Here is a 15,373-nt window from a genome sequence, read left to right on the forward strand (position 1 = left end):
CTTACTACCAGTTAGCATAAGCTTTATTAAAGATATCATCCACTACTCCGGGGATGATGGTATTCTCCAGTAATCCATTCTCTACTGCGCTGGGCAGCTGGGTTGCCGGGAATTCTGCCGGGCGGGTAAAAGACTGGGTAAAACCCTTCTTATCACCGATCCTTTTAATAAAAGTGATGCTTACGGTTACATTCAGACGGGAAGTGGAGGCCTTATCCACATTGGTAACGGCGGCGTTACTGAAGGAATAGCCTGTAATAGCCCCTTTGAACTCATAATCAGCATTATCTTCATTGGTTTGGGTAAGCCTGGTCTGCGACTGTATCTTGGTACGCAGTTTTTCGGTCAGGTTCTGGCTTAACGTCGGGTTATTGATAGGCGCCCTGTTCTCAATAAACCGGACATTCACGGTTTTGGCCCCTGGTTCTATACTGGCACCGGAAGCTGAATATTTTACGGAGCATCCGCCCAATACCAGCAGCATATTTATTGCGATAATTAGTCTGATCATTTTCATTATTCGTTGATGTTGTATTCTTTCAGTTTCCTGTACAAAGTTCTTTCAGAAATACCTAAATCCAACGCAGCATCTTTTCTTTTTCCCTTATGTTTTTTCAGCGCTTTTACGATGAGTTCTTTTTCCTTGTCGGCAATAGACAGTGTTTCTTCCACTTCTTCGTGGTGGTCTATCTTATTATTATCCTGTAAGATAAAAGGCTGGGGGGAAGATAATGCGGCAGAACTACTGCTGGTGACTACTTCCTGTTGCGGGTGGAAGTTGTGCATTACATGATTATCCTGGAAGTTGTTATTGTGTATGATGTTAGGATTCTGGAGGACATCAAAGAACATTTTCTTCAATTCCGTTACATCCTTTTTCATATCAAAAAACAGCTTGTAGAGGATATCCCTTTCGCTGGCAAAGTCGCTGCTACCGTTGGAATGTGGTCCGGCCAGCATAGGGAGGCGGGATGTTTCCAGTACTTCGGGTAAGAAGCGTCTTAATTCTTTGGCGTTCACCAGTTTATCCACTGTCAGCACAGAGATCTGTTCTGCCATGTTCTTCAGTTCACGTACGTTACCTCTCCAGGGGTAATTCACCAGGATATCCCGGGCTTCATCGTCCAGTTGTATAGAAGGTGATTTATAGCGTTCGGAGAAGTCTACGCAGAATTTGCGGAACAGCAGGTAAATATCCTCTTTTCTGTCGCGCAGGGAAGGGACCCTGATAGGCACGGTATTTAAACGGTAGTAGAGGTCTTCCCGGAACTTGCCCTGCTGTGTATGGTCCAGCAGATCGCGGTTAGTAGCGGTAATTACCCTTACATCTGTTTTCTGTACTTTGGAAGATCCTACTCTTATATATTCTCCTGTTTCCAGTACGCGTAATAAACGGGCCTGGGTACCGAGGGGCATTTCCCCGATCTCATCCAGGAAAATGGTACCGCCGCTTACGGTTTCAAAGTAACCTTTGCGGCTGTCTACCGCACCGGTAAAGGAGCCTTTCTCGTGACCAAATAATTCAGAGTCGATGGTACCTTCCGGAATAGCGCCGCAGTTAACGGCAATAAATGGGTTATGTTTCCGGGCACTCAGGGAGTGGATGATATTGGAAAACACTTCTTTACCAACGCCGCTTTCTCCCACGATCAATACGGTAAGATCCGTATTAGCCACCTGTATTGCTACCTGCAGCGCATAGTTCAATGCGGGGGAGTTTCCTATAATGCCAAACCTGTTTTTAATGGACTGTATATTATCCATATCCTTATTTTATCCTTTTGCTTTGCCCGAAGGAACAACAAAAGGAGCAGTGATCCAATAATTTATCTTTTTATGCTTTGCCTGTCGATGTTCCCAATAAGGTGCCGGCAGTACAATCCTCTACCTTCACCCATACGTATTCGCCTTTTTTATGATCTTCTTTAGGAAAAATCACCACCTTATTATGATCTGTTCTTCCAAACAAATGATCTTCAGATCTCTTTGACGTTCCTTCTATCAGTACTTTGAACGTCTTGCCTACATCTTTCTGCATGCTTAACAAAGAATGTCCGCGGTGCAGTTCCACCACTTCAGCCAGTCGTCTTCTCTTCACGTCTTCCGGAATATCGTCCTGGTAACGGCGTGCCGCCAGGGTCCCCGGACGTTCTGAGTAGAAGAACATATAGGCCAGGTCGTATTTGACATAGTCCATCATGCTGAGTGTCTCCTGGTGATCTTCTTCCGTTTCTGTACAGAAACCGGTGATCACGTCGGTAGACAGTGCACAGTCGGGGAGTATTTCCCGTATTCTTTCAATCTTTTTCATGTACCATTCCCGGGTATAGGTACGGTTCATGAGTTGGAGGATACGGGTACTTCCGCTTTGCACCGGCAGGTGGATGTAATTGCAGATATTCTCGTACTTAGCTATAACGAACAATACTTCGTCTGTAATATCTTTAGGGTGAGAGGTGCTAAACCGTACACGCAGGAGAGGGCTGATCTGTGCTACTTTTTCCAGCAGGTTGGCGAAGGTAACGGTGATATCTTCACTTACCCAGTAATAGGAGTCCACATTCTGGCCCAGCAGGGTTACCTCTCGGTAGCCCCTGTTAAACATATCCGTAGCTTCTTTGATAATGGAGTCCATATCCCTGCTGCGCTCGCGGCCGCGGGTAAAGGGAACGACACAGAAGGAACACATGTTGTTACAGCCCCTCATAATGGAAACGAAGGCGGTTACGCCGTTGGTATCCAGTCTTACAGGGTTGATATCTCCATACGTTTCCTCACGGCTCAGTAACACGTTTACGGTTTTCTGACCGGTTTCGGCTTCTTCTATAAGAGCGGGGAGGGTGCGGTAAGCATCCGGGCCTACCACCATATCTACCAGTTTCTCTTCTTCTATGAGCTTGGATTTCAGGCGTTCAGCCATGCATCCCAGCACACCTACCAGTAGTTCCGGGTTACGTTGTTTCAGTTTACGGAATTCGGTAAGGCGTTTACGTACGGTTACTTCTGCTTTTTCCCTGATAGAGCAGGTATTAAGCAGGATGAGACTGGCATCTTCAACGTTGCGGGTAGGTCCGAAACCATCCTCTTTCAGTATGGACGCAACAATTTCGCTATCGTTGAAGTTCATCTGGCAACCATAGCTTTCAATATAGAATTTTTTAGTATAAGTCTGTGTTTCAGTAGCCTCTGGCCCGTAAGCTTCTCCCTGACGGGTTTCATCATGCACTTTGGTAACCTGATCAAGCATTATTTGCAACTAATTTTAGGAAAGCAAAACTAAGCAATAAAATCCGAAAATGACAGAATGGCATGGGTTAGTGAGGATAAACCTGATCAAAGCTGCGGGGGTTTTCAGTTGCAGCTTTTGCATGATGTTTTTACGATGGGTTTCTATGGTATAAATACTAAGGTGGAGCTCGTCTGCTATTTGCTGATTGGTGTATTGTTTACTGATCAGTTGTATAATTTCTATTTCCCGTTTGGTAAGGTTATAAGGCTTGAGGAAAGAGGTATCGGAGTTAATGACCTTACCCGGATAACTGGCCCCGCCTGCGTGTACGAGGCGGATGGTATGAATCAGCTCTTCTTTATCACAGTTTTTGACCAGGTACCCGTTGGCGCCGTTATTACGGGCCTGGGAGATGAGGTGTGGTTCATTATAGGAAGAAAGGATGATAATACGGGTACAGGGGTAGAGCTGCCGGATGTGTTTGGTGGCTTCCAGTCCGTTGATGAAAGGCATATTGATGTCCAGCAACACGATGTCTGGCTGTTCAACGGAAAGGAGGTCCAGGAGTTCTTTGCCATTAGCAGCGGTATGTGTGATCAGTAAATTCTCTTCCTCTTGCAGAAGGGAACAGATACCATCGAGGAAAAGGGTGTGATCGTCTGCGATAATAATTTTAACGTGGGATGACATTTGATGGGATATTTATAATGAATGTGGTGCCTGACTGGCCTGTATCTACGTTAATCTTTCCACGCAACAGCTTTACGCGGGAGTAGACGCTCTGTAATCCAATGCCCCTGGTATGATCACTGTTTTCCGGAAGACCAATCCCATCGTCTTCCACCAGGATTTCCAGGTAGGTGGGGAAATATAAGAGCTGGACCGTAGCAGCGGTGGCGTAAGAATGCCGGATGATATTACAGGTAAGTTCCATGACTATGCGGTACATGATGAGTTCCTGCCGGGGATCAAAGCAGGGCATATATGTATTACAGCAGCAATGGAAGATGATGCCGTTTTCATTTTCGATGTTAGCGAAGTGTTCCTGGAGTATTTGTGTGAGCGGGGTTGTGCCGAACATAGGCGGCATCAGGTTGTGTGTGGCGCGGCGAACATTATTACTGGTTTCATCCACCAGTTGCAACAGACGGCGGGCCTTTCGCTTATCCAGGTCTGAGGTGTAGTGGAGGCTTTGAAGGTTGATCTTAATTGCCGCGAGGCTGCTGCCTATTTCATCATGGATATCGTCCGCGATCCTTTTCCTTTCCGCTTCCTGGATATCCAGTTCCTGGTGTTGCAGACGCAGGTAAGCTTTTTTGTAAAAGTTAGCGCGATTGATTAAAATAATAAGCCATACGACTAAGGGTATTACGGCAGCTACCGAATACGCTGAGGGAATGTGGTGCGATAACAGACAGATGCTCATAGTACAGAGAATGAAGGGGTAAAATCACGCCGAATATGAGAGAAGTAAAGATGTTGTCCCGATAATATTATATGCAAGTCTACTAAAAAAAAGGATTGCTGCCTTCTTTTGCCGGGATAGATTTAAAAGATTTATTTACAGGAGATTAGAAAGGGGAAATATATTTATAGTTGTCTTGTCAGACATTGGATTATATGTAAATGAATAAGCTAAATTGATATTTACTATCAATTACAGTTTATATTATATTAGTATTATCGGTGGTATTGGAAATTTCAGACTAAAATTCGTACAATTCCCAGAAAGCATTCAGCGCCTGTTGTTGATGAGGGGCAATCTTTTCATTGGGGGTAGTGCTTTTTCTTATTTCTCCTGGTACAGTCCGCCAGGTCAGTGTATCTTTTTCCCCGTTTTCCCGCTTAATAGTAAATAGATATTCATTTTCATTCACTTTGTCAACAATCACTTTAGAATCGTCTCTGGTAAAAAATGAGATTGGATAGGATTTGATCATGGTATTTTTCAATATCTGCAAGATTAAGTATTTAAATAGAAAAAAGCAAGACAGGGCAACGGAATTTACTCACTCTCGTAATAGCCGATGGGAACGGCTTTCTCAGGAATACGGAAAAAAATTGAGTAATCGTATCAATGTATGGGTCATGTGGATTGTCATAGTTAAATACACACATGGAAAACACAGCAATTCAGGATTTTGTGATCGCCAGTCTTTCGGGGGACGCTAACACGACGCAACAGGCACAGTTGCAGGAGTGGTTATCAGCCTCCGCCCATAACCGTTCCCTTTATGAGGATATCAAACGGATATGGGAGATACCGGTGGCCGTATTTGATCAGGAAGAAGGCTGGGACGCACTGATGGAGCAGGTCAGGCCCGTATCCCGTCGCTGGTGGTGGCTGAAAGTGGCGGCCGTATTAATTCCACTGCTGATGGCTTATTGGTTTTACCATTCCACCGTACCGCAATGGCATACTTATATCGCCAGCGGGGAACTGAAAGACAGCTTGTTATTACCCGATGGGTCCCGGGTATACCTGAAACCAGGAACCGTATTAAATTATAATAATCTAAGAGAGATCAAACTTCAAAACGGGGAAGCGTTCTTTAAAGTGGTTAAAAATGAAAAACGCACTTTTCTGATCAGGGCGGGGAATGCTACTGTAAAAGTACTGGGTACTTCTTTTAATATAAGAAGGACCCCTATTTGTACGGATGTTACCGTATGGGATGGAAAGGTAAGCCTGGCAGGAAAACGATCGGCCGTAATACTTACCATGGGCAACATGGGGATCGTAGATCAGTATACCGGTAAAGCATATAAAAAAGAGGGCAATTATGAATATCGCTGCGGATGGGCCAGCAATGAGCTTGCGTTTAACAATCAACCGCTAAAACTGGTGCTGGACGAATTATCTGACCATTATCACGTACAGTTAAAAACAGCAGATACCACTACACTTAAAAGGAAGGTAACTATCCGTTTCAGCGAAATGCCACTGGCGGATGCACTCGCAATCCTCTCTGAGACAATGGATATACGTATAGTAACAGGTAGGAAGTAGAAATATAACTGCGGGGACAATTATCAGATATGCCTGTTCCATGTTTCAACACAGGCAGGTTGAATGTTATTGCCAGATGTTGTTGCTTATAAATACACTGCATCTGACTGTTTAGTTCTCTGATGTAGCTTTGGAATATGGGTTCAGGATTTGTATTTCAATTTTGATTATTAATGATAAAAAACAGAACTCAAAAGTAACTAACACACCCTCGGATATGTTTGCGGCAAAACATAAAAGGCTCCGTCAGGAGCCTTTTAGCGTATACTAATACTTTTGATAGCCTGTTTTATATTAAGCCAGTGAGAGTTTCTTTGCCAGCCAGCTGTCTTTAATGGGTACCAGCCAGTTCTGATCCAGATCCTGCTTTGTTAATACCGTATTATTCAGGTAGATGGTGTTTTCGTCTATAAAGCCTTTTTCAAGGGCATAAGTGAGTTGTGCCATTGGTAACAGTTGCAATTTGTCTTTTACCAGGAAGGCCAGTAACAGCCGGTCGAAGAAGTTCACTTTATACTGGTTTTCCATGCTTTTGATAATTCTTACGGAACTATCGGTGCTGCAACCACTTACCATCGTAGCAGATTCATCCGCCATCAACACAATTACCTGATTAAAAAGCAGCTGTCCCCAACCCTTTACCGGTGCCCCATGGGCCTGCCACTGAACCGTGAACTGGTGAAGCTGTTCGTTGATCTCCAGTACTTCCTGTTCGTTGAAAGGACGGTTACTCTGGTATATCCACACCCTGGAGGCAGGGTGAAAGTCTGCTGGCAGTAATTGATGTAAATCCTGTGTCATGACGCAAAATTACCGAATTTTTAGTTAGCTACTCTCAGACTACCTGTATCCAGGTATCCTTCTTCAGATGCTATCTTGTATAAGGTGAGATCGATGATCATTTTAACCCAGATAACGGAGCAGAAGACAGCCTTTACTGAATAAGGCTCTACATAAGCGACTGCCAGTTTATAAGGGAAGATAATATCTGTAGAAGAGAAAGAGGTAAATACCAGTGCAAGTAAAATCAGTATGGTGTTTAGCCTGCTTTGTTGCTCCTGGCTGAAATACCAGATAGCAATACCCACCATGGCGAGGATATAAGTAGGGGATTCTCCTTTGTGATTAAAGATCACTACCCATATCAGGATAGAAGACAGGATAAATAAGCGGAAGGCCGGTTGTGCCCAGTTGCTGTAACGTACTAAAGGGACACAGAGCAACAGGGCGCCTATCAGCACAAAAATCTGTTTATTCATCTCAAAGCCAAACCAGGTATGCCACCAGCCATATAAAGATACACCGACAGAAACGCCATGGTCCTGGCCCAGTAATGTTCCCCAGCTTTTATAGAGGAATAATAACTGTGCGGGCGATACTACGATCAATGGCATCAGTCCCAATACTACTAACCAAACGATAGTGGCCATAGCAGCTTTCCAGCGGGAGGGGTACATCAGGCATATGAGAAGTCCTGCGATACCGAATATCTTGATATAGAAAGTAAGCACTATCATTAATGTAGCCAGCCAGGGATTGTCTTTTTCCATGAAGTGCCAGCCCAGGATCAGCAAACCGGCGATAAGTACATTGGTTTGAGAACTGGTAAGGGAGATCAGTGTTTCTATGGCGATAAACAGCAGCAGCAGGTTCAGACGTTTTCTGTCTAAGGGCAGGGTGCGTATTGCCAGTATTAATACGATGATGTTTAACAGGTTGAAGAAGATTAACCCTGGCAGATCGGGCATCCAGGCAAATGCAGACATCCAGAGTGCAAAGGAAGGGCTGTATTTGTACAGATCGTAATTCTCAGCAGGGAATAACTGGTAGAGGTCCTGGTAGTGAATCAGGTGGAAAAAAGAATGTTTGAAGATGACATAGTTGTTATAGTGGGTGTATTGGCCAGACCCCTGTGAAGTACTCCATGAAACGACCCCTATTACTGCTGCCAGTAATACGAAGAAGATGAAAATGTAGCGTGTAGGAAATGACAGTTTTTTTGCAAAATTCTCTTGCATAGATAAGCTCGCCATAGGTCAGTAACATCAATTTTGCTACAATGATAGAAAAATCAGTATATATTTTCATATAATTTTTAAGATTTTAGTGTTAAGTAGTGTTAAAGCGAGCCGGTGTTTATCACCGGCCCGCTTTTTTTAATTGCTCATTCTTCTCAGCACGATCCCTGTCAGGTAGGATAGGCTACCGGCACAATACACATCAATCAGCATTGTACCTGAAGGAGTTGGTACGATGCCTTCCAGGGTATGGATGCCGAATTGGTTGGGCGTATTGGGAGCTGTAGTACAGGAGAGGGAATCTCTTTTGTTTACGGAGGTCCCATCGCTGACGCTCAGGCAGATTATCTTGTCTATGACTGTGGTATCCTTACTGCTGGTGAATTCCAGGTTATATACGTTACCAGGGATTAGTCCGCTGAGTTGCAGTTGTGCCCGGCTCAGGGAGGTGCTGGAGAGGTACCAGTTGTCGGACATGACCCGCTGGGGGTAAATGCCGCTGTTGGCCCCGCCCGCACTGGCACCGGTGAAGATCTTGGTGACGGTAGCGGTGATGCCGCTGGCGGCGCCCAGGTTGTCTATAAGTAGCATAGACTGGTTAAGCGCCGGCCCGGCTGCCGGAGCGGCGAAGTTGTTCCAACTGGCAGGAGGAGCTATCACGGTGTCCAGGGAGAGGTCGATCTGTACGGTTTGTTCTACTGAACCACTGGCGATGGGCTGGTATACCCATACCGGATCACTGGGAGTGGTACCGGGATTGGTAGCTGTGACCCGGTAGGCATTCTGATTACCATTGATGCGGGGATAGGTTTGGGTGACAGCGGTAAGGCTATCGAAGATAGTCCAGTAAACCCCGTCGGTACTAGTCTCTATCGTATAGGACATGTAAACGGGATCAGTGAAATAAGTGCTGATAAGGTTCCAGAGAATATTAAACATGAGGGCATGACCAGCATCATTGGGATGGATGTTATCCGCATTATAAATAGGATTGATATCCGCCGGTTTAATGCTGTTAGGATCTCTGAGCGCCTCCATTACATCTACATAAAATTCTACCGGGATGACGTCTTTGATCAGGGCCGCAGCTGTTAACAGATTATTCTGTTGGGCTACGGTATAACCGGTGCGGGGCTGGGGAGAGATCACAAAAGCAGGGATCCCTCTTTGCCTGGCAAGGGAGTACATGGTGAGGATGTTATCCCTGAACTGAGCAGGAGTGAGGCCGTTACCGATGTCGTTGGTAGGGAAGGCAATGATGATAGCAGTAGGATTGGCCGCCAGTGCCATGGAAATGTTCCTGTTCTCGCGGACGGCGGGATCTGCGCCGTTAGGCAGGCCGTTCCTGGTGTCCTGCAGGGAAAGGGCATTGTTACAAAGTACACCGGTGCTGAGTTGAGTGGATAATTTACCCGCCACGGAGTTTGCGTAAACAGATGCGCCGCTGCCTGCGAAAGTAGAGGAACCTATGGCAACGAATTTAGGCGCTGTGCTGAGGTCTGCCGCTACGTTTGCCCATTTCAGTTTAAAACCGTTGTTGGTAATCCATGCAGACATCGCCAGTTTAGATGCTGCGGGAGGCACTCTTTCTGCTGCTTTAGCTTTTGGTATTGTCACTGTTTCCGGTGTAATATTTACCTGTACATTAAAGAACCGGAAAAGATGTGTACCGCTTGTCATTGCACCATCTAATGGTGTCAGCAAAGTGATGACCCCATCTTCAATAACGTCAATTTTTGCAGGGAATACATCCTCTGCCGAAAACCCTTTTACTCCGTCAAAATTTGTTTCTTCTGTAGTAATAGTAAGCCTGTCTTCCGATACAGAGAACTTCAATGAGATCAGTTCTCCGTAATACAGTTGAATGATGTTAGCCTCATTCCCGGAAATGGGCAGGTCCAGTTCCAGGGAATCTGTGAGATTGCCGGACCTTGTAGTGCTTTGAACGGGATCACCGCCATAGACCTGTACTTCTCCCCATACGGACGTAATAGCGGAAACGTCTGTAGGTGCATCAGGAGCGCCGTAGCCGATGGGTGAAAGAGGGTAATGCGGGGTAATGTCTCTGAATGCAAAACTACCTGTAGTCGTTACAGGCAAGGCGAGGGGATAAAAACTCATAATACGTGGGTTTAACTGTTTTATGTGGGGGTTTAACTCTTTTAAAGATAAATGTTAAGTCTTAAAAAGGATAAAGGGTAATAGGAGAATTGAGTATTAATGCTTTTATTGCATTAATTTTACATATATGGAATTAGGAGATAAAGGCGTAAAGCTCATTAAGCATTTCGAGAAATGCCATTTAACAGCATATCAGGACAGTAAAGGTGTATGGACAATTGGTTGGGGAAATACTTTCTATGAAGATGATAAACCTGTTAAAAAAGGGGATATTATCACGCAGGTAAATGCGGATAAATTATTTGCGGCTATTACAAAAGGCTTTGTAGCCGATGTAAACAAACTGACGAAAGGAGTGGTGCTTAAACAGCAACAGTTCGACAGCCTGGTATCATTTGCGTATAATGTGGGCAGCGATCTGAATAATAATGGCGTTGCCGAAGGGCTGGGAGACAGCACGCTGCTGAAAGTGGTGAAGCTGAATCCCAAAGATCCTACAGTGGTTTCCGAGTTCCTGAAATGGAATGTATCCGGAGGTAAAGTACTGGATGGATTAACAAGGAGAAGGAAGGCAGAAGCCTATTTATACATGGCTGGAGAGCTGGAGTTTTTTGAATAAGCTATTTAGCGTGCGTATGCCGTAAATGCTGCTAATTCTGCTGCAATATCGTGTTGCCAGCGGGCTTGCGGCTCCGGATCGAGTCCGTGATTGGTTTCTTCATCGTACAGGTCCTGTCTTTCCTTGTATAATGTATGCATTTTCAGGAAGGCATTCCCGGAAACGGCTGTTGCATTCTGCACGGTGAGATGAGCAGCAGCCAGTTCTTTCCGCAATTTCCTCGCGTATACTTCGCATAGGTCGAAATGCAGTTGTTCATGTACCAGCAGCGCTGGTTTTCTTTGTGTGGGTCTTACGCTGCTTTGATAACAGATGAATTCATTTGTTATTACCACATTGGGGCCAGGCTCCATTCTTAAGCCGAGCCTGCAGGAAGTTGTAGCTGCTACATTTGTGTCCTGTCCGGGTTTAGGTGTTCCTTTGTAATCGTCCCATGTGAGTTTGCGGGTACTGCTCCATTCAAACTTTGTTTCGTATGATTTTACATTATCGACTTTATATATTTTCGCAGTAATCCTGTCACAGTTATTTTTATAATCCGGCTTTTTATACTCAGTTATTTTTACCAGGTTAGCTCCTTTTGATCTTGCTATCTGCTTCAGTTTGTCAATTGCTTCATCATATGTGCAGGCACCATTGTCTACAGAGTTGATAGTCCCTATTTCATCTCTGAAATGAAAACGGTCTCCCTCATCAAGTACTAATACAAATGCGCTGTCCGCAAGTGGCGGTCTGTTGGTTGTAATTCCCGGATTCAGTTTGGGAGTACAGGAATAAAGGCAGATAACTGCGAACGCATAAAGGAATTGTTTCATCTTTTCTTTGCTAACGGCTGATTGCATTACAAAGATAGTGGCATTCGGAGTGTAAGGCGTGTGGGATGGCCTTTTTTAACAGATTTTTATTCGGATAAGATAAACTTTTATGATAAGGTCGGTAATGTTTTTCCCAGATCATCTAACATACGAGTAGCAAGGTTTGGCTTTATATGATTTTCTTCAAGTAAGTACTTAATTTTCTCAGCTATTTTTCTGGCAGCAATGACATATTCATTTTTCAATGATTCCAATATTTCCACGCTAACAATTCTTTCAGCCGCGGCTTTTTCTAATAGCATTTTTTTCACTCCAAGTTCTTCAATCCCATCGCCAATACTTCTTACGATTTCAAGAACATTTATCTCTTCTTTTTCCCTCACAGGTTCTTTTTCTTCATTGATCTTCCCGGGATTTTTTACCCATTTATTAGACCAGGTGGCTACCTCTTCCGGAGGAAGATTCCAGGCTTGTGCAAATATTACTTTGTACTCTTCAAATTTGGCCAGTCCCTTGTTATCTTTCCCCGGATTGAAGGAATGGTCGAATAACTGTTTAAGTAACGCAGCTTTTGTCTGTTTGTTTTTTTCTCTATCAATTTGCTGTGCCAGTGTATTTGCTAATCCACCTTCATCATTATCTTCTCCGGTATCATTAATACTCAGGTTGTTTAAATCATTATAGATCTTCCTTAAATCCTCATAAATAAATGATTGGATTTCTTTATCCGATGCACTTTTACCAAGCCCTAATTTTTCCAGGAGTTGTTGTTTATTAAGTTTATTTATCTCATTTACATAAGCTCTTAACCTGGTAGACCATTCGATAATATGGCCTCTGGATTCCCCCTCTTTTGGTTTTAGGTTTTTGGTTACCTGGGCAGCCCATTTTGGTCTTCCACTTGCCGATAGTGAAATGGTATTCTCTTTAGATTTAAAATTCACATCTAAAGCTCTTTGAATTACGGGACCGCTGCTGTTATTTATTTGCAACTGAAAGGGCATTTTTTCTCCTGAAGATGATTTCTCCTCTTTTTCCAGCCGTTGTAATACAAATTGTGCCGTTTCATCTTCTTCCTTTTGTGGTTGGATGACAAATTTACCTTGCATGGGATCACTTTCTTTTATCATTCGGGAATGAGTGACAGCTGGCAATGCAATACCTGACTGGCCCGAATTATTTGCAACAGAACGGTTCTGATTAATATTTAAATGGGTTTGTTTATGATCTTTAGGCATGGGCATAACATCAGGGGTTCTACAATAAAAAATTCATCAAAAATAAAATCCTCCAAAATGCTGATTACAAAACATTCCGGAGGACTTAACCTGAGCGGGAAACGGGACTCGGACCCGCGACCTTTAGTTTGGGAAACTAATGCTCTACCAACTGAGCTATTCCCGCTTATGATTCAAATGTAAGAAAGTTATTCGATTTGTTGCGCGATGAGTTCTGCAATATCCAACACTTTCACACTATCTTCTTTGCCTTGTTCTTTTACACCATCAGAGAGCATGGTCATACAGAAAGGGCAGTTGGATGCTATTACTGAAGCGCCGGTAGCTACCGCTTCCCGGCCACGTTCAAAGTTAATACGTGTGCTGCCTTTTTCTTCTTCTTTAAACATCTGTGCTCCACCTGCACCGCAGCATAAACCATTGCTTTTGCAACGCTTCATTTCCACTAATTCAGCATCAAGGGCTTCGAGCACTTTGCGGGGTGCTTCATAAATATTATTTGCGCGGCCCAGGTAACAGGAATCATGATAAGTGATCTTCTTTCCTTTAAAGGAGCCTTCTTCCTTCATTTTTATTTTACCTGCATCTATGAGTTGTTGCAGATAGGTAGCATGATGGATCACTTCGTAATTACCGCCTAACTCAGGGTATTCATTGCGGAGTGTGTTGAAGCAATGAGGACAGGCGGTTACTATCTTTTTTACGTTATAGTTATTCAACACCATGATGTTGTTCTGTGCCATCATCTGGAAGATGAACTCATTCCCCGCTCTGCGGGCTGGATCACCGGTACAGCTTTCTTCCTTGCCAAGAATGGCAAAGCGTACACCTACCTTATCCAGTATCGTAACAAATGCTTTCGTGATCTTTTGCGCACGTTGATCAAAACTACCGGCACATCCCACCCAAAAAAGGATTTCAGGAGATTCTCCACCGGCGGCATATTCGGCCATCGTTTTTATTTGCATGTTCGTATCAGTTTAGGAATTCATTTCAATAGCCCATTTGTCCCTGTCGTCCGGACTGAATTTCCAGGGGGCCATGTTATTTTCAATATTGCTGAACATCATATTCCACTCCTGCGGCGCACTCGATTCTTCCATCACAAGGTGACGACGCAGTTGCAAAATGATATGCAGCGGGTTGATGCTCACGGGACACTCCTGTACACAGGCGTTACAGGACGTACAGGCCCGGAGTTCTTCTTCGCTGATATAATCGCGCAGCAACGATTTGCCATCTTCTTTATTGGCTAATAAACCTACTTCCTCGGCACGGTCACGGGTATCCATCATGATCTTACGGGGAGAGAGCTTCTTTCCGGTGATATTAGCCGGACAGGCAGCCGTACAACGGCCACACTCAGTACAACTGTATGCATCCAGTAAGTTCTTCCAGGTAAGGTCATTTACGTCCTTGGCACCGAATTTAGGCATTACATCGGATGCCGGTTCACTACCGGCCAGTTCCGGCTGCAGCATCAGCTGTACTTCTTTCTGTACGGCAGGCATGTTCTCCATTTTACCCTTAGGACGGAGATCACTGTAATAAGCATTCGGGAATGCCAGTATGATATGCAGATGTTTGGAATAAGGCAGATAATTTAAGAAAGCCAGGATGCCCAGGATATGCAACCACCAGCAGCCACGTTCTATAGCTATCAGCGTGGTATCTGAAAGACCACCTAAAATAGACGTGAACTGCCCGGAGACCCAGAAAGGCCCTGTAGCGATGTAATGTTCCTGGCTATGGCCTTGCAGCGCCTGGTCTGCCGTGTTCATTGTAAGGAACAGCAGCATCAGTACAATCTCTGTAATGAGGATGTAGTTGGCATCGGAACGTGGCCATCCGTCCAGCTCATGCTGGTTCAGACGTTTCACTTTAATGATATTCCTGCGGATAAGGAATACCGCACAACCGAAGATCACCAGGACTGCCAGGATTTCAAAACAGCCTATCAATACGGGGTATAAGCCTCCCAATACAGGGGTAAAGAGGCGGTGTTTACCAAGGATACCATCCAGGATGATCTCCAGGATCTCGAGGTTGATAATGACAAAGCCCGCATATACGAAGAAGTGCAGTACGGCTACCAGTGGCTTACGGAACATCTTTTTCTGCCCGAAAGCCAGTAATAACACGTTCTTCCAGCGCAGGGCCGGTTCATCGTTTAGCTGTACGTCACGCCCCGACAGTATATTCCGCCTGATCTGCCCCGCTTTCCGGGAGAAAAGGTATACTGCCAGTCCGAAGGCTATTACAAACAAAAGCTCCTGAATAATATGCATACACCAGATTTGACTTTGTAATTTACAGCAATCTA

Annotated in this window: 15 protein-coding genes and 1 tRNA gene; 2 read left to right on the forward strand and 14 right to left on the reverse strand. The window is 44.5% G+C overall.

Translation table 11 applies throughout. From position 1 onward, the window contains the following. Positions 1-4 precede the first annotated feature (4 nt). The 6 genes from GO495_RS13330 to GO495_RS13355 all read right to left on the reverse strand — a co-directional run bounded on the left by GO495_RS13330 (position 5) and on the right by GO495_RS13355 (position 5,190). Positions 5-511, reverse strand: coding sequence for an LptE family protein (locus tag GO495_RS13330; RefSeq protein WP_157300190.1), 507 nt, complete (start codon positions 509-511; stop codon positions 5-7). A 5-nt stretch (positions 512-516) separates the two neighbouring features. Beyond that, a complete protein-coding gene (locus GO495_RS13335) occupies positions 517-1,764 on the reverse strand; it encodes a sigma-54 interaction domain-containing protein (protein ID WP_157300191.1) in 1,248 nt (415 codons plus the stop codon). A 70-nt stretch (positions 1,765-1,834) separates the two neighbouring features. Continuing rightward, positions 1,835-3,247 (reverse strand): tRNA (N6-isopentenyl adenosine(37)-C2)-methylthiotransferase MiaB, encoded by a 1,413-nt coding sequence (gene miaB / locus GO495_RS13340; protein WP_157300192.1) that lies wholly within the window; start codon positions 3,245-3,247, stop codon positions 1,835-1,837. A 15-nt stretch (positions 3,248-3,262) separates the two neighbouring features. Next, the gene (locus tag GO495_RS13345; protein WP_157300193.1) at positions 3,263-3,919 is read right to left on the reverse strand and encodes a response regulator transcription factor; all 657 of its coding nucleotides are present in this window, start codon (positions 3,917-3,919) and stop codon (positions 3,263-3,265) included. After that, a complete protein-coding gene (locus GO495_RS13350; protein WP_157300194.1) occupies positions 3,903-4,655 on the reverse strand; it encodes a sensor histidine kinase in 753 nt (250 codons plus the stop codon). The genes GO495_RS13345 and GO495_RS13350 overlap by 17 nt, the downstream gene beginning before the upstream one ends. 280 nt (positions 4,656-4,935) lie before the next feature. After that, the gene (locus tag GO495_RS13355) at positions 4,936-5,190 is read right to left on the reverse strand and encodes a hypothetical protein (protein ID WP_157300195.1); all 255 of its coding nucleotides are present in this window, start codon (positions 5,188-5,190) and stop codon (positions 4,936-4,938) included. Positions 5,191-5,345: 155 nt separating this feature from the next. Here GO495_RS13355 and GO495_RS13360 point away from each other — a divergent pair, with 155 nt between their 5' ends. Continuing rightward, positions 5,346-6,239 (forward strand): FecR family protein, encoded by an 894-nt coding sequence (locus tag GO495_RS13360; protein WP_157300196.1) that lies wholly within the window; start codon positions 5,346-5,348, stop codon positions 6,237-6,239. Positions 6,240-6,533: 294 nt separating this feature from the next. Here the strand turns inward: GO495_RS13360 and GO495_RS13365 are convergent, their stop codons facing one another. The 3 genes from GO495_RS13365 to GO495_RS13375 form a co-directional block, all read right to left on the reverse strand. Continuing rightward, positions 6,534-7,040, reverse strand: a complete 507-nt coding sequence (locus tag GO495_RS13365; protein ID WP_157300198.1) for a hypothetical protein — start codon at positions 7,038-7,040, stop codon at positions 6,534-6,536. A gap of 20 nt (positions 7,041-7,060) precedes the next feature. After that, entirely contained in the window at positions 7,061-8,257 is a 1,197-nt protein-coding gene (locus tag GO495_RS13370; protein ID WP_157300211.1) for a glycosyltransferase family 87 protein, read from the reverse strand. Positions 8,258-8,395: 138 nt separating this feature from the next. Further along, on the reverse strand, positions 8,396-10,378 hold the full coding sequence (locus GO495_RS13375) for an SGNH/GDSL hydrolase family protein (protein WP_157300213.1): 1,983 nt from the start codon (positions 10,376-10,378) through the stop codon (positions 8,396-8,398). Between the two features lie 127 nt (positions 10,379-10,505). On the opposite strand from GO495_RS13375, the gene GO495_RS13380 reads away from it, so the two are divergent. Further along, the gene (locus tag GO495_RS13380; RefSeq protein ID WP_157300214.1) at positions 10,506-10,997 is read left to right on the forward strand and encodes a lysozyme; all 492 of its coding nucleotides are present in this window, start codon (positions 10,506-10,508) and stop codon (positions 10,995-10,997) included. Between the two features lie 5 nt (positions 10,998-11,002). Here the strand turns inward: GO495_RS13380 and GO495_RS13385 are convergent, their stop codons facing one another. From GO495_RS13385 to GO495_RS13405, 5 genes are all read right to left on the reverse strand, one after another. After that, on the reverse strand, positions 11,003-11,812 hold the full coding sequence (locus GO495_RS13385) for a DUF922 domain-containing protein (RefSeq protein WP_157300216.1): 810 nt from the start codon (positions 11,810-11,812) through the stop codon (positions 11,003-11,005). Between the two features lie 107 nt (positions 11,813-11,919). Beyond that, entirely contained in the window at positions 11,920-13,050 is a 1,131-nt protein-coding gene (locus GO495_RS13390; protein WP_157300217.1) for a hypothetical protein, read from the reverse strand. A gap of 93 nt (positions 13,051-13,143) precedes the next feature. Beyond that, positions 13,144-13,216: transfer RNA gene (locus GO495_RS13395), tRNA-Gly, on the reverse strand. 22 nt (positions 13,217-13,238) lie between these two features. Continuing rightward, positions 13,239-14,018 carry a (Fe-S)-binding protein gene (locus GO495_RS13400; protein ID WP_157300218.1) on the reverse strand — a complete coding sequence of 260 codons (780 nt, stop codon included), beginning with the start codon at positions 14,016-14,018 and terminating at the stop codon, positions 13,239-13,241. Positions 14,019-14,030: 12 nt separating this feature from the next. Further along, positions 14,031-15,338 carry a 4Fe-4S dicluster domain-containing protein gene (locus GO495_RS13405; protein ID WP_157300219.1) on the reverse strand — a complete coding sequence of 436 codons (1,308 nt, stop codon included), beginning with the start codon at positions 15,336-15,338 and terminating at the stop codon, positions 14,031-14,033. Between the last annotated feature and the right edge of the window lie 35 nt (positions 15,339-15,373).

It is taken from the genome of Chitinophaga oryziterrae (genome assembly GCF_009758125.1).
Classification (GTDB): domain Bacteria; phylum Bacteroidota; class Bacteroidia; order Chitinophagales; family Chitinophagaceae; genus Chitinophaga; species Chitinophaga oryziterrae.

Excerpts from the sequence above, each read along its gene's own strand:
- GO495_RS13330 (WP_157300190.1), bottom strand. The coding sequence starts at position 511 with ATGATCAGACTAATTATCGCAATAAATATGCTGCTGGTATTGGGCGGA.
- GO495_RS13335 (WP_157300191.1), bottom strand. The coding sequence starts at position 1,764 with ATGGATAATATACAGTCCATTAAAAACAGGTTTGGCATTATAGGAAAC.
- miaB (WP_157300192.1), bottom strand. The coding sequence starts at position 3,247 with ATGCTTGATCAGGTTACCAAAGTGCATGATGAAACCCGTCAGGGAGAA.
- GO495_RS13345 (WP_157300193.1), bottom strand. The coding sequence starts at position 3,919 with ATGTCATCCCACGTTAAAATTATTATCGCAGACGATCACACCCTTTTC.
- GO495_RS13350 (WP_157300194.1), bottom strand. The coding sequence starts at position 4,655 with ATGAGCATCTGTCTGTTATCGCACCACATTCCCTCAGCGTATTCGGTA.
- GO495_RS13360 (WP_157300196.1), top strand. The coding sequence starts at position 5,346 with ATGGAAAACACAGCAATTCAGGATTTTGTGATCGCCAGTCTTTCGGGG.
- GO495_RS13365 (WP_157300198.1), bottom strand. The coding sequence starts at position 7,040 with ATGACACAGGATTTACATCAATTACTGCCAGCAGACTTTCACCCTGCC.
- GO495_RS13370 (WP_157300211.1), bottom strand. The coding sequence starts at position 8,257 with ATGCAAGAGAATTTTGCAAAAAAACTGTCATTTCCTACACGCTACATT.
- GO495_RS13375 (WP_157300213.1), bottom strand. The coding sequence starts at position 10,378 with ATGAGTTTTTATCCCCTCGCCTTGCCTGTAACGACTACAGGTAGTTTT.
- GO495_RS13380 (WP_157300214.1), top strand. The coding sequence starts at position 10,506 with ATGGAATTAGGAGATAAAGGCGTAAAGCTCATTAAGCATTTCGAGAAA.
- GO495_RS13385 (WP_157300216.1), bottom strand. The coding sequence starts at position 11,812 with ATGAAACAATTCCTTTATGCGTTCGCAGTTATCTGCCTTTATTCCTGT.
- GO495_RS13390 (WP_157300217.1), bottom strand. The coding sequence starts at position 13,050 with ATGCCTAAAGATCATAAACAAACCCATTTAAATATTAATCAGAACCGT.
- GO495_RS13400 (WP_157300218.1), bottom strand. The coding sequence starts at position 14,018 with ATGCAAATAAAAACGATGGCCGAATATGCCGCCGGTGGAGAATCTCCT.
- GO495_RS13405 (WP_157300219.1), bottom strand. The coding sequence starts at position 15,338 with ATGCATATTATTCAGGAGCTTTTGTTTGTAATAGCCTTCGGACTGGCA.